At 67.0% G+C, this 20,277-nt stretch carries 18 protein-coding genes; 7 read left to right on the forward strand and 11 right to left on the reverse strand.

Features of this window, described 5'->3' with window-relative positions:
• Window positions 1-119 precede the first annotated feature (119 nt).
• From eno to tpiA, 7 genes are all read right to left on the reverse strand, one after another.
• Window positions 120-1,394, reverse strand: coding sequence for a phosphopyruvate hydratase (gene eno, locus CH339_RS04740; RefSeq protein WP_111433135.1), 1,275 nt, complete (start codon window positions 1,392-1,394; stop codon window positions 120-122).
• Between the two features lie 130 nt (window positions 1,395-1,524).
• Window positions 1,525-2,943, reverse strand: coding sequence for a glycosyltransferase family 4 protein (locus CH339_RS04745; protein ID WP_111433136.1), 1,419 nt, complete (start codon window positions 2,941-2,943; stop codon window positions 1,525-1,527).
• A 95-nt stretch (window positions 2,944-3,038) separates the two neighbouring features.
• On the reverse strand, window positions 3,039-3,887 hold the full coding sequence (gene kdsA, locus CH339_RS04750; protein ID WP_111433137.1) for a 3-deoxy-8-phosphooctulonate synthase: 849 nt from the start codon (window positions 3,885-3,887) through the stop codon (window positions 3,039-3,041).
• Window positions 3,884-4,768, reverse strand: a complete 885-nt coding sequence (locus CH339_RS04755) for a VOC family protein (RefSeq protein WP_111433138.1) — start codon at window positions 4,766-4,768, stop codon at window positions 3,884-3,886. The genes kdsA and CH339_RS04755 overlap by 4 nt, the downstream gene beginning before the upstream one ends.
• A gap of 74 nt (window positions 4,769-4,842) precedes the next feature.
• The gene (pyrG, locus tag CH339_RS04760) at window positions 4,843-6,471 is read right to left on the reverse strand and encodes a CTP synthase (protein ID WP_111433139.1); all 1,629 of its coding nucleotides are present in this window, start codon (window positions 6,469-6,471) and stop codon (window positions 4,843-4,845) included.
• Between the two features lie 114 nt (window positions 6,472-6,585).
• The gene (secG, locus tag CH339_RS04765; RefSeq protein ID WP_111433140.1) at window positions 6,586-7,065 is read right to left on the reverse strand and encodes a preprotein translocase subunit SecG; all 480 of its coding nucleotides are present in this window, start codon (window positions 7,063-7,065) and stop codon (window positions 6,586-6,588) included.
• A gap of 200 nt (window positions 7,066-7,265) precedes the next feature.
• Window positions 7,266-8,027 (reverse strand): triose-phosphate isomerase, encoded by a 762-nt coding sequence (gene tpiA, locus CH339_RS04770; protein WP_111433141.1) that lies wholly within the window; start codon window positions 8,025-8,027, stop codon window positions 7,266-7,268.
• Window positions 8,028-8,231: 204 nt separating this feature from the next.
• On the opposite strand from tpiA, the gene CH339_RS04775 reads away from it, so the two are divergent.
• The 5 genes from CH339_RS04775 to CH339_RS04795 all read left to right on the forward strand — a co-directional run bounded on the left by CH339_RS04775 (window position 8,232) and on the right by CH339_RS04795 (window position 13,752).
• The gene (locus CH339_RS04775; RefSeq protein WP_111433142.1) at window positions 8,232-10,118 is read left to right on the forward strand and encodes a SurA N-terminal domain-containing protein; all 1,887 of its coding nucleotides are present in this window, start codon (window positions 8,232-8,234) and stop codon (window positions 10,116-10,118) included.
• A 67-nt stretch (window positions 10,119-10,185) separates the two neighbouring features.
• The gene (gene trpD, locus CH339_RS04780) at window positions 10,186-11,199 is read left to right on the forward strand and encodes an anthranilate phosphoribosyltransferase (protein ID WP_111433143.1); all 1,014 of its coding nucleotides are present in this window, start codon (window positions 10,186-10,188) and stop codon (window positions 11,197-11,199) included.
• Between the two features lie 3 nt (window positions 11,200-11,202).
• Window positions 11,203-12,027, forward strand: coding sequence for an indole-3-glycerol phosphate synthase TrpC (trpC, locus tag CH339_RS04785; protein ID WP_201240890.1), 825 nt, complete (start codon window positions 11,203-11,205; stop codon window positions 12,025-12,027).
• 4 nt (window positions 12,028-12,031) lie between these two features.
• Window positions 12,032-12,544: a cyclic pyranopterin monophosphate synthase MoaC gene (gene moaC, locus CH339_RS04790; protein ID WP_111433145.1), complete on the forward strand. Its 513-nt coding sequence runs from the start codon at window positions 12,032-12,034 to the stop codon at window positions 12,542-12,544.
• Complete coding sequence (locus CH339_RS04795; RefSeq protein WP_111433146.1) at window positions 12,541-13,752, forward strand: molybdopterin molybdotransferase MoeA; 1,212 nt, start codon at window positions 12,541-12,543, stop codon at window positions 13,750-13,752. Before moaC ends, CH339_RS04795 begins: the two co-directional genes overlap by 4 nt.
• Here CH339_RS04795 and CH339_RS04800 read toward each other — a convergent pair.
• On the reverse strand, window positions 13,747-14,613 hold the full coding sequence (locus CH339_RS04800) for a fumarylacetoacetate hydrolase family protein (RefSeq protein ID WP_111433147.1): 867 nt from the start codon (window positions 14,611-14,613) through the stop codon (window positions 13,747-13,749). The two genes, CH339_RS04795 and CH339_RS04800, sit on opposite strands and share 6 nt — an antisense overlap.
• Window positions 14,614-14,771: 158 nt before the next feature.
• Here CH339_RS04800 and CH339_RS04805 point away from each other — a divergent pair, with 158 nt between their 5' ends.
• Window positions 14,772-15,251, forward strand: coding sequence for an Lrp/AsnC family transcriptional regulator (locus CH339_RS04805; protein WP_201240891.1), 480 nt, complete (start codon window positions 14,772-14,774; stop codon window positions 15,249-15,251).
• A gap of 15 nt (window positions 15,252-15,266) precedes the next feature.
• On the opposite strand, the gene CH339_RS04810 is transcribed toward CH339_RS04805, so the two are convergent.
• Both CH339_RS04810 and CH339_RS04815 read right to left on the reverse strand, forming a co-directional pair.
• The gene (locus tag CH339_RS04810; protein WP_111433149.1) at window positions 15,267-16,028 is read right to left on the reverse strand and encodes a GntR family transcriptional regulator; all 762 of its coding nucleotides are present in this window, start codon (window positions 16,026-16,028) and stop codon (window positions 15,267-15,269) included.
• Window positions 16,029-16,364: 336 nt separating this feature from the next.
• A complete protein-coding gene (locus tag CH339_RS04815) occupies window positions 16,365-17,522 on the reverse strand; it encodes an acyl-CoA dehydrogenase family protein (RefSeq protein ID WP_111433150.1) in 1,158 nt (385 codons plus the stop codon).
• A 151-nt stretch (window positions 17,523-17,673) separates the two neighbouring features.
• Here CH339_RS04815 and CH339_RS04820 point away from each other — a divergent pair, with 151 nt between their 5' ends.
• Window positions 17,674-18,684 (forward strand): zinc transporter ZntB, encoded by a 1,011-nt coding sequence (locus tag CH339_RS04820; protein WP_111433151.1) that lies wholly within the window; start codon window positions 17,674-17,676, stop codon window positions 18,682-18,684.
• Window positions 18,685-18,688: 4 nt separating this feature from the next.
• On the opposite strand, the gene CH339_RS04825 is transcribed toward CH339_RS04820, so the two are convergent.
• Complete coding sequence (locus CH339_RS04825; RefSeq protein WP_111433152.1) at window positions 18,689-20,179, reverse strand: DUF2867 domain-containing protein; 1,491 nt, start codon at window positions 20,177-20,179, stop codon at window positions 18,689-18,691.
• Window positions 20,180-20,277: the final 98 nt, after the last annotated feature.

Genomic DNA, 20,277 nt, shown 5'->3' on the forward strand with positions numbered 1-20,277 from the left:
GCCGCAAACGCACATGAAAAAGCCGCGCCCTTCTCAAGGAAAGACGCGGCCGTTGTTGTCTCTATGTGCCGCTGGATAAGCTGCTTTGAGGGCTCAGCCCCCAACCGGCACGCGCCGCCTCACCCTCTGAGGATCGACCGCCCGGCGTAAACCGCCTGGGTATCCAGCTCTTCCTCGATGCGGAGGAGCTGGTTGTACTTCGCCAACCGGTCGGAGCGGGCGAGCGAGCCGGTTTTGATCTGGCCGCAATTGGTGGCGACCGCGAGGTCGGCGATGGTGTTGTCTTCGGTCTCGCCGGAGCGGTGGGACATGACCGCCGTGTAGGCGTTCTTGTGGGCCATTTCCACGGCCTGCAGGGTCTCGGTCAGCGTGCCGATCTGGTTGACCTTGATGAGGATGGAGTTGGCAACGCCGCGGTCGATGCCCTGCTTCAGGCGGGAGACGTTGGTGACGAACAGGTCGTCGCCGACGAGCTGGCAGCGGTCGCCGATGGCCTGGGTGATGGCGGTCCAGCCCTCCCAGTCGTCCTCGGCCATGCCGTCCTCGATGGAGATGATCGGGTAGCGGCCGACGAGATCGGCATAGACGGCAGCCATCTCCTCCGGGCCGAGCACCTTGCCCTCACCGTCGAGGTGGTACTTGCCGTCCTTGAAGAACTCCGAGGAGGCCGGATCGAGCGCCAGATAGACGTCCTCGCCAGGCTTGTAGCCGGCTTTCTCGATCGCCTTCATAACGAAGTCGAGGGCTTCCTGGGCGGAGGCCAGGTTCGGGGCGAAGCCGCCCTCGTCGCCCACATTGGTGTTGTGGCCGGCGTCCTTCAGCGACTTCTTCAGGGTGTGGAAGATCTCCGCGCCGGTGCGCAGGGCCTCCGCGAAGGTGTCGGCGCCGACCGGCATGATCATGAATTCCTGGAAGTCGATCGGGTTGTCGGCATGGGCGCCGCCATTGACGATGTTCATCATCGGCACCGGCAGGGTGCGGGCCGAAGCGCCGCCGACATATTTGTAAAGCGGCAGGCCGGAGGCCTCGGCCGCGGCCTTGGCGACGGCGAGCGAGACGCCGAGGATGGCGTTGGCGCCGAAGCGGCCCTTGTTGTCCGTGCCGTCGAGCTCGCACATCACGTCGTCGATGCGGATCTGGTCTTCCGCGTCGAGACCGGTGACGGCGTCGTAGATGTCGTTGTTGACGGCGTCGACCGCCTTGGTCACGCCCTTGCCGAAATAGCGCTCGTCGCCGTCGCGCAGCTCGACCGCCTCGTGGACGCCGGTGGAGGCGCCGGACGGCACGGCCGCGCGGCCCATGGAGCCGTCTTCCAGCACGACATCGACCTCGACCGTCGGATTGCCGCGGCTATCAAGAATTTCACGTCCCAGAATATCGATGATTGCGGTCATGACAGGGCCTTTCGGAGTGGGGGAAGAAACGTCGCGATCTGTCTAAAACGTTTCGCGGCGGTTGGGAACCGGATTGCGGCCGGGAATGCCGCATTGCGATGCGTTTTTTTGCGCCGCAGCGGGCGTCGGGTCAGTCGGGTTTGGCGGCGAGTTGCAGGGCGGCGCCGACGGCCTCGAAATGCTTGTCCCAGCCATAGCGCTGGAAGCGGGCGACGCGCTCCATCTGGGTGGCGCGGCGGGGCGAGTCCGGATCGGCATAGTCGAGGATGACCTGGCGCCAGCCGATGCCGTCGAGCGGGTCGAGGTGCTCGGGAATCCCCTGCCCGACCTCGACCAGCGCCGGAATGTCGGAGGCGATGACCGGCACGCCGAGGGTTAGCGCCTCGGCGATCGGCAGGCCGAAACCTTCGGCGAAGGACGGCATCAGGGCGGCGCGCGCGCCGTTCAGCAGCACCACCAACTCGTCGTCGGAGAGGTTTGAGGATTCCAACACGTGCCCCTTGATGCTGCGGCACCGCTCCAGCATGTCGATTGCCGCCTCGGCCTCCCAGCCGCGCCGGCCGACGACGACGAGCTTGGGCGCCTTCTCGCCATGCTCCTCGACGATCTTGCGCCAGACCTTCAACAGGAACAGGTGGTTCTTGCGGGCCTCGATGGTCGAGACGATGACGAAATAGGGATCGGCGCCGATCAGCCGGCCGAGCGGCTTGCGGCGGCCGAACTGGGGCTCCAGTCCGAGATGGGCCGGCACGACGTTGATCGGCCGGCCGTCGATGTGGTCGCGCAGGCGCCGGCCGGTGTCGTGGGAGTTGACGATCACGGTGTCGGCGAAGTCGGCGACGGTGCGCACGCGCTTGCTGTGCTTTTCCGCGTCGCCGTCACGGCAATATTCGGGGAAATCGAGCGGGATGACGTCGTGGATCAGGAAGGTGATGTGGACGTTGCCGAGATGGCGCAAATGCGCAAAAAGGTGCCTCTTTTCAAGGTGATGGTGGGAGACGTTCATGTAGATAACGCGGGCGCCGCGCTGCTCGGCATTGAGCACGATGCGGCGCACCCGGCGCCGCGCCCAGAGCCTCACCGGATTGGCGAGGCCGAAGCCTGACGGCCCGCGCGGGTCCTCGCCGTCCTCGCCTGGGGCAACGACCGGCTCCTCGCCGATAAAGACTACCGGCTTTTCCGGCAGTTGCCGCACCGGCCGCTCGACATTGGGCTGCCAGGTGGCATTGAGGAAGCGGGCGACGTCGAGGATCTCGCGGGCATTGACTGACGTGCCGGCGCCGGCCCAACTGCGGGAGATCCAGCGAATGAGGCGGCGGGCGAGGACGTCGGTGACGGCGCGGATCTCGCCGCCGGTGACGGCGACGAAGCGCACGTCGGCATCGACGTCGCGCATGACCCAGTTGGCAAAGGCGAGTTCGACCCGGTCGATGCCGGTGGGCGCGGCGCGCTTGACGCGCGAGATCAGCCGCGAAATGTCGAACAGCACCAGCGGCCGGGTCGTATCGGTGCTCGGGGTCAGGTCGGTCGGTCCGATTTGTTCGTTCATGGAGTTCCCTGGGCCTCCCGGGGCACAAGGCCTGCGCCTTTTTTCGCCCGTCTGTCAAGTCCCGGCGCCGGTCGCGGCCGGACCGGAGACCGCGATCAGGCGAGCGTCACCGGATTGGCCTTGGCAACCTCGTCGAAGCGCTTCAAGAGGGTTAGCAGCGCCTCCATCTCGCCGAGCGGCACCATGTTCGGGCCGTCGGAGGGGGCGTTGTCCGGATCGTCGTGGGTCTCGATGAAGACGCCGGCGACGCCGATGGCAACGGCGGCGCGGGCAAGCACCGGCACGAATTCGCGCTGGCCGCCGGAAGCGGTTCCCTTGCCGCCCGGCTGCTGCACGGAATGGGTGGCGTCGAAGATCACCGGTGCGCCGGTTGCGGCCATGATCGGCAGGCCGCGCATGTCGGTGACCAGGGTGTTGTAGCCGAAGCTGGCGCCGCGCTCGGTCAGGAGCACGTTCGGATTGCCGCTGTCCGTCACCTTGGTCAGAACGTTCGCCATGTCCCAGGGGGCGAGGAACTGGCCCTTCTTGACGTTGACGACGGCGCCGGTCTTTGCCGCGGCGATCAGCAGGTCGGTCTGGCGGCAGAGAAAGGCCGGGATCTGCAGGACGTCGACGACTTCCGCAACGGGCGCGCACTGGCCGGCCTCGTGGACGTCCGTCAGAACCGGAAGACCGAAGCGCTCGCGGATTTCCGCAAAGACCGGCATCGCGTCCTTGAGCCCGACGCCGCGCTTGCCGGAAATGCTCGTCCGGTTGGCCTTGTCGAAGGAGGTCTTGAAGACGAGGCCGATGCCGACCTTTTCGGCAATCTCCTTCAGCGCCGCGGCCATTTCCAGGGCGTGATCGCGGCTTTCCATCTGGCACGGCCCGGCGATGATGCCGAGCGGCAGCGCATTGGAAAAGCGGACTTTGCCGGCGGCAACGGTGCTGTTGGGACTGCTCATGAAGCGGAATTCTCCTGGAACGCAAGGACGGTGGCAAGGCCCGGCGCCGGGGCGACGACGATGCGGCTGCCGCGCTCCTCGAAGGCCACGCCGTTCTCAGTCAGCAAGGCCTTCACGCGGGTAAGGTCGACGACAGTGACGACGAAGGCTGAGAGCCGCGGGCCGCGGCCGGAAAGCTTGGCGTCGCGCCCGAAGATCATGCGGAACGCGGTCGGTGTGACGATGGAAAAGGCGCCCTTCGGCAGCTCGGCATGGATGCCGAGTGATGAGGCGTGGATACCGCGCTCGCCGGTGACGACCTCAAGGTCGTACTGGAAGTCGCTGGGGTTTTCCTCTGCGGCGAACACCTCGGCGATGCCGAGCGCGCCGTTGCCGTGCGTGGTGTTTTTCGGCGCCCAGAAGCCTTCGGTGCCGATGTGCTGGCAGCAGAACAGCGTCATGTCGGGCGAGCGCTCGTCGAGCGCGAAGGCGAGCCGGACGCCGATGGTGGTCTCCGACCCGTCGGCGGCGACGGCCTTCCGCTCGAACGGGAACACCGGACCGCCGCCATAGCCGGCCTCGTCGAGCCGGGCGCGGTCGGCATCGGCGTCTTCGGTCGTCAGCGCCAGCTTGGAAAAGCCTTCGGGACCGCAACGGAAGCGATAGGCATCGAAGCGCCGCAGGAAGACATAGCCCTTCCTGGCGTTCTCCTCCATCTGTATCCGGTTGGCGACGGCAAGCGGCTCGATATAGGTGCGGTTCTGGAAGAAGACGCAGGCGTTCTTGGTGCCGAAGGGATGCAGCGCGTCGGGCGCGACGGTGAAGCCGAGGGCGCTCAGGCGGGCCCGCGCGACGGCAAGGTCGCGGACCGGGAGAACCAGATGATCGATGCCGTGAACCATAGCTTACCGCCCCTTCAGGCGACGTTCCTTCGCGCGCGATTGTGGCACCCTCGCGACCGCCCGGGCAAAAGGCCTCAGACCAGGCGACTTTGGGCCAGAGCCGCGGCGATGAACGAGGCAAAGAGCGGGTGCGGGGCAAAGGGGCGCGACTTCAGCTCCGGGTGGAACTGCACGCCGATGAACCAGGGATGGTCGACGAACTCGACCGTTTCCGGCAGCACGCCGTCCGGCGACATGCCGGCAAAGCGCATGCCCCGTTCCTCCAGCCGGTCGCGATAGGCGCAGTTGACCTCGTAGCGGTGGCGGTGCCGTTCGGAAATCTCCGTGTCGCCATAGATCGCCGCGATGCGGCTGTCGGCCGCGAGGCTCGCCGGATAGGCGCCGAGGCGCATGGTGCCGCCGAGATCGGTATCGAAACCGCGCCTTTCCAGATCGTTGCCCTTCAGCCATTCCGTCATCAGGCCGACGACCGGCTCCTCGGTCGGGCCGAATTCGGTGGAGCTTGCCCCGCCGATGCCGGCGAGCGAGCGCGCGGCCTCGATCACGGCCATCTGCATGCCGAAGCAGATGCCGAAATAGGGCACCTTGCGTTGCCGGGCGAAACCGGCTGCCTTGATCTTTCCTTCCGCGCCGCGCTCGCCGAAGCCGCCGGGCACGAGGATGCCGTTGACGTGGTCGAGATGCGGCGTCGGGTCCTCCACGTCGAAGGTGGCGGACTCGATCCATTCGATGTTGACGCGGATGTTATTGGCTATGCCGCCGTGGATCAGCGCCTCGAACAGCGACTTGTAGGCGTCTTTCAGCCCGGTGTACTTGCCGACGACGGCAATCGTCACCTCGCCTTCCGGGTGGGTGATGCGATGGGTGATGGTCTCCCAGCGCGACAGCTCCGGGGCCGGTGCGCCCTTGTAGCCGAAGGCGTTCAGCACCTCGTCGTCGAGCCCCTGCGCGTGGTAGGCGATCGGCACGGCATAGATGGAATCCGCATCGAGTGCCGGGATCACCGCCGATTCCCGCACATTGCAGAACAGCGCCAGCTTGCGCCGCTCGGCCATCGGGATTTCCCGGTCGCAGCGGACCAGCAGGATGTCCGGCTGGATGCCGATCGAGCGCAGCTCCTTGACCGAGTGCTGGGTCGGCTTGGTCTTCAACTCGCCGGCGCTCGGGATGTAGGGCATCAGGGTCAGGTGGATGTAGACCGCCTCGCCGCGCGGCAGGTCGTTGCCGAGCTGGCGGATCGCCTCGAAGAACGGCAGGCCCTCGATGTCGCCGACGGTGCCGCCGATCTCGCACAGCACGAAGTCGTAGCCCTCGTTGCCGTCGAGCACGAATTCCTTGATGGCGTCGGTGACGTGGGGAATGACCTGGACGGTGCCGCCGAGATAGTCGCCGCGGCGCTCCTTGGCGATGATGTCCTGGTAGATGCGGCCGGTGGTGATGTTGTCCATCCGGTTCGCCGGCCGCCCGGTGAACCGCTCGTAATGACCGAGGTCGAGGTCGGTTTCCGCCCCGTCATCGGTGACGTAGACCTCGCCGTGCTGGTACGGCGACATCGTGCCCGGATCGACGTTGAGGTAGGGATCGAGCTTGCGCAGCCGGACCTTATATCCGCGCGCCTGAAGCAGGGCACCGAGGGCCGCCGACGCAAGCCCCTTGCCGAGTGACGACACCACGCCGCCGGTGATGAAAACATACCGCGCCATGGGCGACCGTTATACCGTTCAGCTTGCCGATTCGAACAGCATCGAATCGCGCGATCCAGAGGTTTCCACCGCGCCCTTTTTTCGGGCGCGGCGGGATGATCGGAAAAAGCCCGGCTATTGCGAGTTCGGAACCTGCGGACCGCTCGGCTGCGCGGGTGCCGGCTCCGGCGTCTGCAGACGGTCGAGCAGGCTCGGGCCGCTGTCGCCACCGGACGGAGCAGACGGCGCGGCGGGCGGCGCGGTGCCCTCACCGGCCGGAGCGCCCGGCGTTGCCGGCGGTGCGGTCGGCTGGGTGTCCGTTGCCGGCTCTTCGGTGGTCTGCGTGCCGACCGCCGGGATCAGATCGAAGATCGACGTCGGCGCCTCGCCCATGCGCGCAATCACCGTCAGGATGATCGACGTGGCGAAGAAGGCCGCGGCCAGGATCGCGGTCGTGCGGGTCAGGAGATTGGCCGTGCCGCGGCTGGAAAACAGGCCGCCGCCGCCACCGCCGCCGCCGATCCCCAGCGCGCCCCCTTCGGAGCGCTGCAGCAGGATGACGGCCACGAGGGCGATCACGACCATCAGATGGATGACGATGATGACGGTTTGCATACGTGTCCGGCTCGAAAATGTGCGGAAAGTTGAGCGCGTCTTACACCATCGCCGCGGTACGTACCACCCCGGCGATCGCCTCGACGCGTGCCCCTCATATAGTGTCCGTGCGGCGATCGCAACACGGCAAAGCCCCGGCGACGCGTGCCGCCGGGACGGTCATTGCTTCTGCCGGCTCCCGTCGGCCGGTCGGTGACGGCCTACTTGTAGGCGGCCAGGATACCGAGGAAGTCGGCCGCCTTGAGGCTGGCGCCGCCGACCAGCGCGCCGTCGACATTGGCAACCGCCATCAGCTCGGAGGCGTTCGACGGCTTCACCGAGCCGCCGTAGAGGATGCGCACCTTGCCGCCCTCGTCGCCATACATGGCAACGAGCTTTTCGCGGATGAAGGCGTGCACCTCCGCGACGTCGTCAGCGGTCGGGGTGAGGCCCGTTCCGATCGCCCAGACCGGCTCGTAGGCAACGATCAGGTCGGCGGCGGTGGCGCCTTCCGGCAGCGAGCCGGCGACCTGGGTGCCGACCACGTCGAGGGTCTTTCCGGCCTCGCGCTCGTCCTTGGTCTCGCCGACGCAGACGATGGCGACGAGCCCGGCGCGATGCACGGCAAGCGCCTTGTCCTTGACGACGGCATCGGTCTCGCCGTGGTCCGTGCGGCGCTCCGAATGGCCGACGATGACGGCGGCGGCGCCGGCATCGGCGAACATTTCCGCGGCGAGGTCGCCGGTATGGGCGCCCTTTTCGGCCGCATGGCAGTCCTGGCCGCCGACGGTGACCGGCGTGCCGGCCGTCTTTTCGGCGAAGGCCGTCACCAGCAATGCCGGCGGGCAGACCATGGCATCGGCCTTTTCGGCCAGTGCGGCATCGAAGCCGTCGATCAGCGCGGCGAGTTCGCCGGCCGAGGCCTTGAGGCCGTTCATTTTCCAGTTACCCGCGACGAGCGGCTTGATTCCGGTTGTCGTCATAGCGCTTGGATCCCCATTTCATGGTGAGTCACCCGGTCCTGTCCGTCATCTATCAGAAAGGGCCGCAAGCACAAAGGCCGATGCCTTGCGGCGCGCCGACACGGTCTCTATGATCCGCGCGCTTCGGTGCCAGTGGGCATAAGGCCTTGGGTCAAGACCCGATCGGGCGGGGCCGGCGCAGACAACGCACAACGGAAAGACAGAATGCTCGAAACCTTGCGGAAAAGCGCGACGGGTTGGGTCGCCAAGATTTTCATCGGCCTCTTGGTCATCAGCTTTGCGGTCTGGGGCATCGCCGACATCTTCCGCGGCTACGGAACGACGACGGTGGCAACGGTCGGCGAGACCGAGGTGCCGGTCGAGATCTTCCGGACCACCTATAACCGCGAACTGCGGCAGCTCGGGCAGCGCCTGCGCCGCCCGGTGACGGCCCAGGAGGCCGCCGCCGTCGGCCTGCCGCAGCAGGTGCTGAGCCGTCTCGTCAACGAAGCGACCCTCAACGAGGAGGCGCGCCGGCTGAAGCTGGGCCTGTCCGACGAAAAGCTGGCCGAAACCATTCGCTCCGACCCGAACCTTCAGGGCCTGAACGGCAAGTTCGACCGCAACCGGCTGCAGGATCTCCTGTTCTCGCTCGGTATGAACGAGGCCTACTACCTCGCCGAACAGCGCCGGCTGTCCATGCGCCAGCAGCTTGCCGGCGGGATCGGCGGCGGGTTCCGGGCTCCGGACGCCTATCTGGAAGCGATCAACCAGTACGTCAACGAGGAGCGGACGATCTCCTACATCGCGCTGCCGGCATCGGCCGTCGGCGAGATCCCCGATCCCTCCGACGACGACCTGAAAACCTATTACGAGGCCAATAAGGCCGACTTCCGCGCGCCGGAATACCGCAAGCTGACCGTCATCTCTGTCGATCCGGAGGCCGTCGCCGACCCCAAGAGCGTCAAGGAGGCCGACATCCAGCAGACCTACGAGACGTCGGAGGCCTATTTCACGCCCGAGAAGCGGTTCATCCGGCAGATCGTGTTCCAGGATGACGCCGCCGCCCAGGCCGCCGCCGACAGGCTGCAATCGGGCGCCAGCTTCGAGGACATCGCGGCGGAGCGGAACCTGACCGCCACCGACACCGATCTGGGTCTCCTCGGCAAGTCCGAAGTGCTCGACCCGGCGATCGCCGAGACGGCGTTCTCCATGGCGGAGCCCGGCACCAGCGGCGTCATCGACGGCCGGTTCGGCACCGTCATCGTCAACGTCAAGGACATCCAGCCGGAACAGCGTAAGCCGCTCGCAGAGGTGCGCGACCAGATCGCTCTCGACATCGCCGTCAAGCTCGCCGAGGGCGAGGTGCTGCAGATGCATGACGAGATCGAGGACGCGCGCGCCGGCGGCGCCACCCTTGCCGAAATCGCGGAGCGCTTCGGCCTCACGGCCCGGACCATCGACGCGGTCGATGCTACCGGCAAGGACCCGGAGGGCAACGACGTCCAGTTGCCGATCGCCCAGGACCTCCTGCAGGCCGCGTTCGACAGCGACGTGGGGGTGGAGAACGACCCGCTGCAGCAGACCAAGGGCTTCGTCTGGTACGACATTCAGGGCGTCACCCCGGCCCGCGACCGCACCCTTGAGGAAGCCCGCGACAAGGTGGTCGCGGCCTGGCGCGCGGAAGAACTCAACCAGCGACTCAGCGCCAAGGTCACCGAACTCACCGATCGCCTGAAAGGCGGCACGGACCTTGCCGCGATCGCCGGGGAAGTCGGCACCGAGGTCAAGACTGCCGAGGGCCTGAAGCGCAATGCGCCCAAGGACGGCATCGACAGCGCCATCGTCGCCGCCGCGTTCCGCGGCCCCGAAGGGGACATCGAAAGCGTCAAGCTCGGCGACGGCAGCCGCGTCCTCCTCAAGGTCACCGCGGTCGCGCCGCCGGTGTTCTTTGCCGAGGCGGCCGACATGCAGCAGATCCGCGAGCAGCTCAATGCCCAGATCTTCGGCTCCGTTCTGGCACAATATGTCACCCAGATTCAGGAGCGGCTGGGCGTTACCATCAACCAGCAGGCGGTCGCCTCGACACTGGGCCTCAACGACCTGCGATAGAGCCAACCGGATTTTTCGGGTGCGGCCCGGCGCCGCCGCCCGAACGTGAGTAAGGGATCTTTCGCCGATGGCCGATTTCAAATCGCTGATCGCCAAGGTCGCCGACGGCAGGGCGCTCGATGCGGCGGAGGCTACCGACGCCTTCGAGGTGATCATGTCGGGCGACGCGACGCCCTCGCAGATCGGCGGCTTCCTGATGGCGCTGCGCGTCCGCGGCGAGACCGTCGACGAGATCACCGGCGCGGCCTCGACGATGCGGGCCAAGATGGTGCCGGTCGAGGCGCCGGAGAATGCCATCGACATCGTCGGCACCGGGGGCGATGCCTCCGGCTCCTACAACGTGTCGACCTGCGCGGCGTTCGTCGTTGCCGCTGCCGGCGTTCCCGTCGCCAAGCACGGCAACCGGGCGCTGTCGTCGAAATCGGGCGCCGCCGACGTGCTGATGGCGCTCGGCGTCAATATCGAGCTTCAACCCGAAGCGATCTCGCGCTGCATTGCCGAGGCCGGCCTCGGCTTCATGTTCGCGCCCGCGCACCACCAGGCGATGCGCCATGTGGGTCCGACCCGCGTCGAACTCGGCACCCGCACGATCTTCAACCTGCTCGGCCCCCTCTCCAATCCGGCCGGCGTCAAGCGCCAGATGACCGGCGTCTTCTCGGAAGGCTGGGTCGAGCCCCTCGCCCATGTTCTCGCCAATCTCGGCAGCGAGCGGGCCTGGATCGTCCACGGCTCCGACGGCCTCGACGAGATCACCACAACGGGTCCGAGCAGCGTTGCCGAGCTGAAGGACGGCAAGGTGACGACCTTCACCATCGCGCCGGGCGATGTCGGGCTGTCGACGGCAAAGCCGGAAGAGCTGAAGGGCGGCGATGCGGCGACCAATGCCGCGGCGCTCACCGCGGTGCTTGCCGGGGCGCCCGGCGCCTATCGCGACATCGTGCTGATGAATGCCGGCGCCTCGCTCGTCGTCGCCGGCGTTGCCGACGACCTCGTTGCCGGTATCGAAAAAGCGGCCGCCGCCATCGACAGCGGATCGGCCAAGGCCACCCTTGACCGGCTGGTCGCCGTCTCCAATCAATAGGGCCTGATGACCGATATCCTGACCAAGATCGAAGCCTACAAGCGCGAGGAAATCGCCGTCGCCAAGGCAAAGCTGCCGCCGGCGGACCTTGCCGCGCGGCTTGCCGAGACCGAAGACCGCCCGCGCGGTTTCCTTGCCGCACTGCGGGAGAAGGTCGCTGCCGACCGGACCGGGCTCATCGCGGAGATCAAGAAGGCGAGCCCGTCGAAGGGCCTGATCCGCGCCGATTTCGACCCCCCTTCCCTTGCCCGCGCCTATGACGAGGGCGGCGCGGCCTGCCTGTCCGTCCTCACCGATGCGCCCTCCTTCCAGGGCCATCCGGATTTTTTGGGCGCGGCGCGGAACGCCGTTGAGTTGCCGGTGCTGCGCAAGGATTTCCTCTACGACACCTATCAAGTCGATGAGGCGCGCCTTTGGGGCGCCGACTGCATCCTCATCATCATGGCCGCCGTCGACGACGCGACCGCCAAAGAGCTGGAAGACGCCGCCTTTGCCCGCGGCATGGACGTGCTCGTGGAGGTCCATGACGATGCCGAGTTGGAGCGCGCTCTGAAACTCTCCTCAAAGCTCCTCGGCATCAACAACCGCAACCTTAAGACCTTCGAGACGACCCTTGAGACCAGCGAGCGGCTTGCGCGACAAGTGCCCGACGACCGGCTGCTGGTCGGCGAGAGCGGCATTTTTTCGCCGGCCGACATCGCCCGGCTCAACACTGTGGGCATCCGCAGCTTCCTCGTCGGCGAGAGCCTGATGCGCCAGGACGACGTTGCCGCCGCGACCCGCGCGCTGCTTGAGCCCGTATCCGACGCCAGCCGCGCGGCGGAGTGAGCCCATGGCCGACAGCGACCACCTCACCCATCTCGACGCATCCGGCAAGGCCGACATGGTCGACGTCTCGACCAAGGCGGTGACCGAGCGCGTCGCCGTCGCGACCGGCTCGGTGAAGATGCTGCCGGAAACGCTGGCGATGATCCTTGCGGGCGATGCCAAGAAGGGCGACGTCATCGGCACGGCGCGGATCGCCGGCATCATGGCGGCCAAGCGCACCCACGAGCTGATCCCGCTCTGCCATCCGCTGCTCCTCACCAAGATATCTGTCGACATCGAACCCGACGAGAGCCTGCCGGGCCTCGTCGTCACCGCGACCGCCAAGGTCGGCGGCCAGACCGGCGTCGAAATGGAAGCGCTGACCGCGGCGAGCGTTGCCTGCCTGACCGTCTACGACATGGCCAAGGCCGTCGACCGGTTCATGGAGATCGGCGGCGTCAGGCTGCTGGAGAAATCCGGCGGCCGCTCCGGCCATTGGCGCGCCCCCGGAAAGGGCGCTGGAAAGGATGGGGCATGAGCCTCCTTTCCGTCGAAGAGGCCTATAAGCGTTTGCTGGCGGGCATCCAGCCGGTCGGCACAGAGGTCGTTCCGCTTTCCGAAGCCAATGGCCGGTTCCTCGCTGAGGACGTCTATTCGCTGCGCACGCAGCCGCCGTTCGACGCATCGGCTATGGACGGCTATGCGGTGCGCGCGCACGATCTCTCCCGCGTGCCGACGACGCTGCAGGTGATCGGAACGGCGGCGGCAGGACACGGGTTCGACGGCACGGTCAATCCGGGCGAGGCGGTGCGCATCTTCACCGGCGCGCCCCTGCCGGACGGGGCCGATGCGATCCTGATCCAGGAAAAGACGCGCGCCGGCGAGACCGGGGATACCGTCACCGCCCTCTCCTCGGTCCCGGTCGATGAATATATCCGCCCGGCCGGGCTCGACTTCGCCCTCGGCCAGAAGCTGCTGACCAAGGGCCGCCGCCTCGGCTACCGGGAGCTGGCACTCGCCGCGGCCATGAACCACGACACGCTGCGGGTCGCCAAGCGCCCGAAAGTCGCGTTCCTTGCCACCGGAGACGAGCTGGTGCCGCCGGGCGAGGAGCCGGGTCCGGACCAGATCGTTGCCTCCAACGGCTTTGCCCTCGGTGCGATGCTTGCCGATCTCGGCGCCGAGCCGGTCGATCTCGGGATCGCGCCGGATGCGGCCGACGTCATCGCGGACAAGGCGCGGTCGGCCATCGACGGCGGCGCCCATGTGCTCGTCACCCTTGGCGGCGCCTCGGTCGGCGACCACGATCTGGTGCAGACGGCGCTCGGCGATATCGGCTTCGAGCTCGGCTTCTGGCGGATCGCCATGGTGCCCGGAAAGCCGCTGATTTCCGGGCATATCGGGCCGATGCGGGTGCTCGGCCTGCCGGGCAATCCGGTCTCCAGCATCGTCTGCGCGCTCCTCTTCCTGCATCCGCTGGTGCGGGCCCTGCAGGGCGCCAGCGAGGTGCACCGGCCGGAAGAAACCGCCGTCCTCGGCGATCCGGTCGGCGGGAACGGCGAGCGCCAGGCCTATTTGCGGGCGCGGCTCAGCTTCAGCCGTTCCGGCCATGTGGTGGCGACGCCCGTCTCGTTTCAGGATTCCTCGCTGCTGGCGACGCTGTCGGGCGCAGACGCCCTCGTCATCCGGCCGCCCTTCGCGCCGCCGGCCGAGGTCGGCAGCCCCTGCAAGATCATCCGGCTATAGGGCCTTTACCGGGTTTTCCAGCGTCCCGATTCCGCCGATCTCGATCCTCACCCTGTCGCCGTCCTTCAGGTATTTCGGCGGATCGAAGCCCATGCCGACGCCGGCCGGCGTGCCCGTCGCAATGACGTCGCCGGGCTTCAAGGTGATGCCGTTGGAGAGCGCTGCGATCAGCGTCGGCACGTCGAAGATCATCAGCGCGGTGTTGGAGTCCTGGCGCAGCTCGTCGTTGACCCAGCATTTGACGGGCGTGTCAGAAAGGTCGACCTCGTCGGCGGTGACCGCCCACGGCCCCATCGGACAGAAGGTGTCCTGGGATTTGCCGACAAGCCACTGGGTGTGCTGAAGTTGCAGGTCGCGGGCCGAGACGTCGTTGACGATCGTGTAGCCCCAGACGTGGTCCATGGCGTTCTCAGGCGAAATGCAGCGGCCCTGCCTGCCGATGATGACGGCAAGCTCGGCCTCGTAGTCGATGGCGGTGGAGACGGCGGGGTCGATCTCGATCGCCGCACCCGGCGCGATCACGGTCTCCGGCACCTTGGAAAAGACGATCGGTGCTTTCGGGCCGTCGGCGCCGACGGGGGCGCTCCTGAATCCCTGATTGGCCATTTCCGCGACGTGTTCGCGGTAGTTCTTGCCGATGCAAAAGACGTTGCGGGCGGGGCGCGGGATCGGCGCGCGCAAGGTGACCAGCGACAGCGGCACGGTGTCGGTCATCGGCAGCTTCGCACCGGAAAAGACGCAGCCGATGCCGGCGGCCTCGACCGTTGCGGCCGCAACGTCGAAGCGTTCGACGACGCCTTCCGCCTCCTTGACCCGCCCGACGTGACATCCGCCCTGCCAATCGAAAACCGCAAGTTTCATGGTCGCTGCCTTTCCGCCGTATGCGAGACCCGGCGGGCAACGCCCCGCCGACAGGTCCTTTCTGTTCGCTTCTAGCACGACGACGGGCCGTTGGCACACAGGGGGAACCGCTCGCCGCTTGCCGCCCTCGCCGGTTCGGCTATTGTCGCGGTCCCATGATCAAGCTCGACCGATACGACCTGAAGATTCTCCAGATCCTCCAGACCCAGGGCCGGATTTCCAAGGTCAGGCTGGCGGAGGCGGTCGGGCTGTCGACCAGTCCGACATGGGAGCGGCTGAAGCGGCTGGAAGAGGCCGGCATCATCACCGGCTACCACGCCGACATCGACGCCAAGAAGCTGGCGCCGGCAACGACCGTCGTCGTGGAGGTCACGCTGGCGCAGCACCAGGCCGGCGATTTCGAGCGCTTCGAGGCGGCTGTCGGCGCCATTCCGGAAATCGTGGAATGCCTCGCCACCGGCGGCGGCGTCGACTACGTCATGAAGGTGGTAAGCCCGAGCGTCGATGCCTATCAGCGGCTGATCGACCGCATGCTGGCCGAAGATCTGGGGATCGAGCGCTATTTCAGCTACGTCGTCACCAAGCCGGTCAAGGAAGCGGGCGGCGTCCCGCTCGACGTGCTGAACGGCGGGGCGTGACGGCGCCTCGCGGCGTCAGCGAAGGGCGATTTCCAGGCGTACCGCATCGCCGCGATAGATGCCGTCGCTGGCAAACATCACCCGCTTCTGGCGGGACAGCACGCACCGATGCATCAGGGCGACCGGCGAGTTGACCTCGATATTCAGGAGCGCCGCGGTCTCCACGTCGGCGGTTCCGACGGTGAGCGTCTGGTGGGCGGCGCCGATGTCGTTGCCGGCGAAATCCTGGACGAGGCTCGACAGCGCCTTGTCGTCGAGCCTGTCGGCCGGAAGACGGCTGAAAACCTCTTCGCCGATAAAGCCGGTGCCGACCATATAAGGCTCGCCGTCGCGGATGTGCAGCCGGCGCAGGGCGTGGTAGCGCGGCAGGTGCGGGGCGTCGCAGGAAAGGGAATCCGGCAGCCGCGTGACGATCTCGGACGACAGGGTGCGGATCGTAGCGTCGTCATGGGCCGTGCAGCAGCTCGCCCAGTCCATTTCCAGCCGGTGGACCCGCGCCCGCGCCGGCGCGCGGCGCACGAAGGAGCCCTTGGCGCGGTGGCGCTCGACGAGACCTTCCGCTTCAAGCTTGTCGAAGGCCTGGCGGATCGTCCCGCGGGCGACGCCGAATTCCTCGGCGAGATCGTCGATGTTCGGGGTCCGGCAGCCGACCCGCCACTGGCCGGAGGCAATGCGGTTGCGGAACAGGGTGGCGAGTTGCAGATAGATGGCGATGCGGCTTCGCTTCAGCGAACTTGCCGTGTCGTTTGCGTCAGATGACGCCGACTGGTCGACCACAGCCGTGATCCTTTCGAATTCGACATCCAGGGCGTGTGCGGGAGAGAGGGCCGAAACCGGCTCGTCGCGTCTTGCGCTCTGGCCTGTCGGTGCGCTCTTTCTTGCGCGTCAGCCACGGGCTTTCGTCCGGCTGGCAGCGCGCCCAACAATACCGAGGATACGACCCTGCCAGTCGTTCGGATCAGCCATTCATCAATAAATCGGACATCTGGACCAAATGCCGCATTCTTTTTTTGCAGACATTCGTTTTTGCACCCGTCTTCGCGTTCGGAGAAGGCCGGATATACAATCTAAGCGTGTTTTTCACACAAGCACGGATGTGGGCCTCTCGGCGGCTCAGTAAGAGCGCGGCAGATCGAGTTCGTGGGTGGCGAGGAAGGACAGGATCAGATTGGTGGAGATCGGCGCGACCTGGTAGAGCCGTGTCTCGCGGAACTTCCGCTCGATGTCGAATTCCTCGGCAAAGCCGAAGCCGCCATGGGTCTGCAGGCAGACATTCGCCGCCTCCCAGGAGACGTCGGCCGCCAGCATCTTGGCCATGTTGGCCTCGGCCCCGCACGGTCGCTCCGCGTCGTAAAGGCTCACCGCCTCGCGGCACATCAATTCGGCAGCGCGCATGTTGGCGTAGGCCCGGGCGATCGGGAACTGGACGCCCTGGTTCTGGCCGATCGGCCGGCCGAAGACGCTGCGTTCCCTGGCATAGGATGCCGCCTTGTCGAGGAACCACCTGGCGTCGCCGATGCACTCATGGGCGATCAGGATCCGCTCCGCATTCATGCCGGAGAGGATGTAGCGGAACCCCTCGCCTTCTGCCCCGATGAGGTTTTCCGCAGGCACCTGAACGTCGTCGAAGAAGACCTCGGTGGTGGCGTGGTTCATCATGGTGCGGATCGGGCGGATCGTCAGGCCGTTTCCGAGCGCCTCGCGCATGTCGAGGAGGAAGACGGACATGCCGTCGGTGCGGCGCGGGCCGACCTCCTTCGGCGCGGTACGGGCAAGCAGCACCATGAGGTCGGAATGCTCGGCCCGGCTGGTCCATATCTTCTGGCCGTTGATGAGGTAATGATCGCCGTCGCGGCGCGCCGTCGTCTTGATCGAGGTGGTATCGGTGCCGCTTCCCGGCTCCGTCACGCCGAAGGCCTGGAGGCGCAAGGACCCGTCGGCGACCTTCGGCAGATATTTCTGCTTCTGGGCGTCGCTGCCGTGGCGGAGCACCGTTCCCATCACATACATCTGGGCATGGCAGGCAGCGCCGTTGCAGCCGGCGTGGTGGATTTCCTGGAGGATGGCAGCGGCCGCCGACAGCGGCAGGCCCGAGCCGCCGTATTCTTCCGGGATCAGCGCGGCGAGGTAGCCGGCCTGCGACAGCGCTGCAACGAAATCCTCCGGATAGGCGTTCTCCGCATCGAGGCGGCGCCAGTAGTCGCCCGGAAAACCAACGCTGAGCTGGCGCACGGCGTCGCGAATATCTGAATAAGGATCGTCGAAGACCATAGGCTGTTCCTCCGGGGGCAATCCGTTTTTTTCGGCCGCACCATCGGGCGAACACCGGCAATTGGCAAGGCGGCGAGGCGCAATGGCGCTATGATGGCGGCGACCGACGCGAGATACGGCGATGCGCCGGAGAGGAATGCGGACAGCAAACATGACCCTTGTCGACGAAAGCCCCGAGACCCCTCCCCGTTTCCTCGACGTCGTCTCCTTCGTCTTCGATGGAAAGGGCGGCGCGCGCGAGATCGCGGCCGACGATTTTGCGAAAACGTCCTTCGCGACAGGCGAAAGCGGCTTTGCCTGGCTGCACCTGAAGCGGGAGGCGAGCGCCACGCCGGCGCTTCTTGCCGCCCTCGACCTCGACGGCTACGTCACCGACGCCCTGACCGCCGAAGAGACCCGGCCGCGCTGCACCGTCCATGGCGACGGCGTCCTCATCAACCTGCGCGGCGTCAACCTGCACCCTTCGGCCGACCCGGAGGACATGATCTCCGTCCGGCTCTGGGCCACCGAGCGGCAGGTCATCGGCGTCTCCGTGCGCCCGCTGTTCGCCATCGGTGACCTGCTTGCCGCCATTTCCCGCGGCCAGGCGCCGGTCTCGGCCGGCGATTTCGTCGCCAAGCTGGCGCTCCGGCTCGCCGACCGGGCCGAGCCGGCCGTTGCCGACCTGACCGACGCCATCGACGATCTGGAAGACCTGTCGCTCGATCCGGAAGCTTTCGTGTCGCGGCACGATCTCTCCGCAATCCGGCGCGCCGCGATCCTCCTGAGGCGCTATCTGGTGCCCCAGCGCGACGCGCTCTCGACGCTTGAGATCGAGGACCTTCCCTTTCTCGGCGAACGCGACCGGGCGCATCTGCGGGAGGCCGCCGACCGGGTGCTGAGGCTCGGCGAGGAACTCGACGCGATCCGCGACCGGGCCCAGGTCGTGCACGACCAGATCCTCGACCAGCGCGCCGAGAGCCTCAACCGGCGCATGCTGCTGCTGTCCATCGTCGCGGCGATCTTCCTGCCGCTCGGCCTGGTCACCAGCCTGCTGGGCATCAATGTCGGCGGCATTCCGGGCGCAAACAACCCCGACGCCTTCGCCATCGTCTGCGCGCTCCTCGCCGCCCTCGGCGCCGGCTCCTACTGGTGGATCCGCAGGACGGGGATGTTCCGGTAACGAATTACGGCGCCCGTTTTTCCCGCCTCTCGGCCAATTCCGCCCGCCGGCAGATTTCCCTGGTGAGGCCGGAAAACAGCACCTCGTGGAACGGGGCCATGGCGTACCAGTAGGCAAGGCCGGCCGCGCCCGCCGGGTGCCAGTAGGCGGTTGCCGTCAGCACGGTTTCCCGCTCCGCCTTCTCGTCGATCTCGAATTCCAGGACGCCGGCGCCGGGGGCGCGCATGCCGAACTCCAGGAGCAGACGGCGGCCCGGCTCGATGCCGATGACCTCCCAGGAATCGACCTTGTCGCCGAGGCGCAGATCCTCCGGGTGGCGCCGCCGGTGCTGCAGGCCGCGGCCGCCGACCACCCAGTCGAGCGCCTCGCGCGCGGTCCACAGCCCGTTCAGATAGTAATAGCGATTGTCGCCGCCGATCGCCGTCACCACCTTCCAGACCGAGGCGGCAGACGATTCTGACGTCGCCGTGCCGGAGGCGCGCTTGGCGTAATAGGCGTGGTCGCGCCGCCGGCCCCGCATCCTGAACGCTCCTTCCACCCAGCGCGCCTGAACGGTGCATTGCCGCTCGGCCGCGAACGCCGCTTCGACGCTCTCGCGAAAGCCGAGAAGCCGCTGCGGCACCAGGGCTTCGAGCGGCCCGGTATCGGCGACGAAATCATGCTTCAGGCCCTCGATCAACGCCCGGGCGACATTCGTCGGCACGGCCGTCACCAGCTTCAGCCAGTAGGACGAGAGCCGGGGCGAGAGCACCGAGACCGGGATGATGACGGGCCTCGACCGGCCGGCGACGTCGGCGAGCGTTGTCATCATGTCCTGGTATGTGAGGGTTTCCGGCCCTGCTGCATCAAACGTCTTTCCGGCAGCCCCCTCATGCTCCGGCAGGTGCAGGAGATAAAAAAGCAAATTATCGAGGGCGACGGGCGGGGATTTGGAGCGCACCCAGAGGGGCGTGACCATCGCCGGCAGGTGGAAGACCAGGTCGCGCATGACCTCGAAGGCGGCCGAGCCCGGCCCGACGATGATGCCGGCGCGCAGCTCCGTCACCGGGACGGTGCCGCGGCGCAGCTCGTCGCCGGTGTCCCGGCGCGAGGTGATGTGCTCGGACTCCGCGTCGTCCGGCACCAGCCCGCCGAGATAGACGATACGTCTGACGCCGGCCCGTTCGGCCGCAACGGCGAAATTTCGTGCCGCCTCCAGGTCGAGCCGGCCGAAGTTCCGGCCCGCCGCCATGGAATGGACGAGGTAGTAGGCGGTGTCGACGCCTTCCAGCACCGGATCGAGGCATGCCGGGTCGAGCGCGTCGGCCGCCATGATGTCGACGCCCTGCCAGCCATGGGCCTCCAACACCTGCGGGCGGCGCGAGACGGCACGCACCGGGATACCGGCCGCCGTCAGATACGGCACGAGGTTGGAGCCGATATAGCCGCTGGCGCCGAACACCAGGCGGCGGTCTTTTCTGGGCAGCGCGCCGCGCGGGGCGATCGTCTCGGTCATGGCTTCGATCCGGGCAGTTCTCGATCCATCGTTAAACGGATCGGGAGCGGCTTTGGATCAACCGGGAGATGTGGGACCCAAGGCACACCGGCGCAGAG

It is taken from the genome of Rhodobium orientis, assembly GCF_003258835.1.
Lineage (GTDB): Bacteria > Pseudomonadota > Alphaproteobacteria > Rhizobiales > Rhodobiaceae > Rhodobium > Rhodobium orientis.

Bases quoted from the DNA above. Each gene is read 5' to 3' on its own strand.
- CH339_RS04800 (WP_111433147.1), bottom strand. From the start codon at position 14,613: ATGAAACTTGCGGTTTTCGATTGGCAGGGCGGATGTCACGTCGGGCGG.
- CH339_RS04795 (WP_111433146.1), top strand. From the start codon at position 12,541: ATGAGCCTCCTTTCCGTCGAAGAGGCCTATAAGCGTTTGCTGGCGGGC.
- moaC (WP_111433145.1), top strand. From the start codon at position 12,032: ATGGCCGACAGCGACCACCTCACCCATCTCGACGCATCCGGCAAGGCC.
- trpD (WP_111433143.1), top strand. From the start codon at position 10,186: ATGGCCGATTTCAAATCGCTGATCGCCAAGGTCGCCGACGGCAGGGCG.
- tpiA (WP_111433141.1), bottom strand. From the start codon at position 8,027: ATGACGACAACCGGAATCAAGCCGCTCGTCGCGGGTAACTGGAAAATG.
- pyrG (WP_111433139.1), bottom strand. From the start codon at position 6,471: ATGGCGCGGTATGTTTTCATCACCGGCGGCGTGGTGTCGTCACTCGGC.
- CH339_RS04825 (WP_111433152.1), bottom strand. From the start codon at position 20,179: ATGACCGAGACGATCGCCCCGCGCGGCGCGCTGCCCAGAAAAGACCGC.
- CH339_RS04775 (WP_111433142.1), top strand. From the start codon at position 8,232: ATGCTCGAAACCTTGCGGAAAAGCGCGACGGGTTGGGTCGCCAAGATT.
- CH339_RS04820 (WP_111433151.1), top strand. From the start codon at position 17,674: ATGACCCTTGTCGACGAAAGCCCCGAGACCCCTCCCCGTTTCCTCGAC.
- kdsA (WP_111433137.1), bottom strand. From the start codon at position 3,887: ATGAGCAGTCCCAACAGCACCGTTGCCGCCGGCAAAGTCCGCTTTTCC.
- CH339_RS04755 (WP_111433138.1), bottom strand. From the start codon at position 4,768: ATGGTTCACGGCATCGATCATCTGGTTCTCCCGGTCCGCGACCTTGCC.
- secG (WP_111433140.1), bottom strand. From the start codon at position 7,065: ATGCAAACCGTCATCATCGTCATCCATCTGATGGTCGTGATCGCCCTC.
- CH339_RS04815 (WP_111433150.1), bottom strand. From the start codon at position 17,522: ATGGTCTTCGACGATCCTTATTCAGATATTCGCGACGCCGTGCGCCAG.
- eno (WP_111433135.1), bottom strand. From the start codon at position 1,394: ATGACCGCAATCATCGATATTCTGGGACGTGAAATTCTTGATAGCCGC.
- CH339_RS04745 (WP_111433136.1), bottom strand. From the start codon at position 2,943: ATGAACGAACAAATCGGACCGACCGACCTGACCCCGAGCACCGATACG.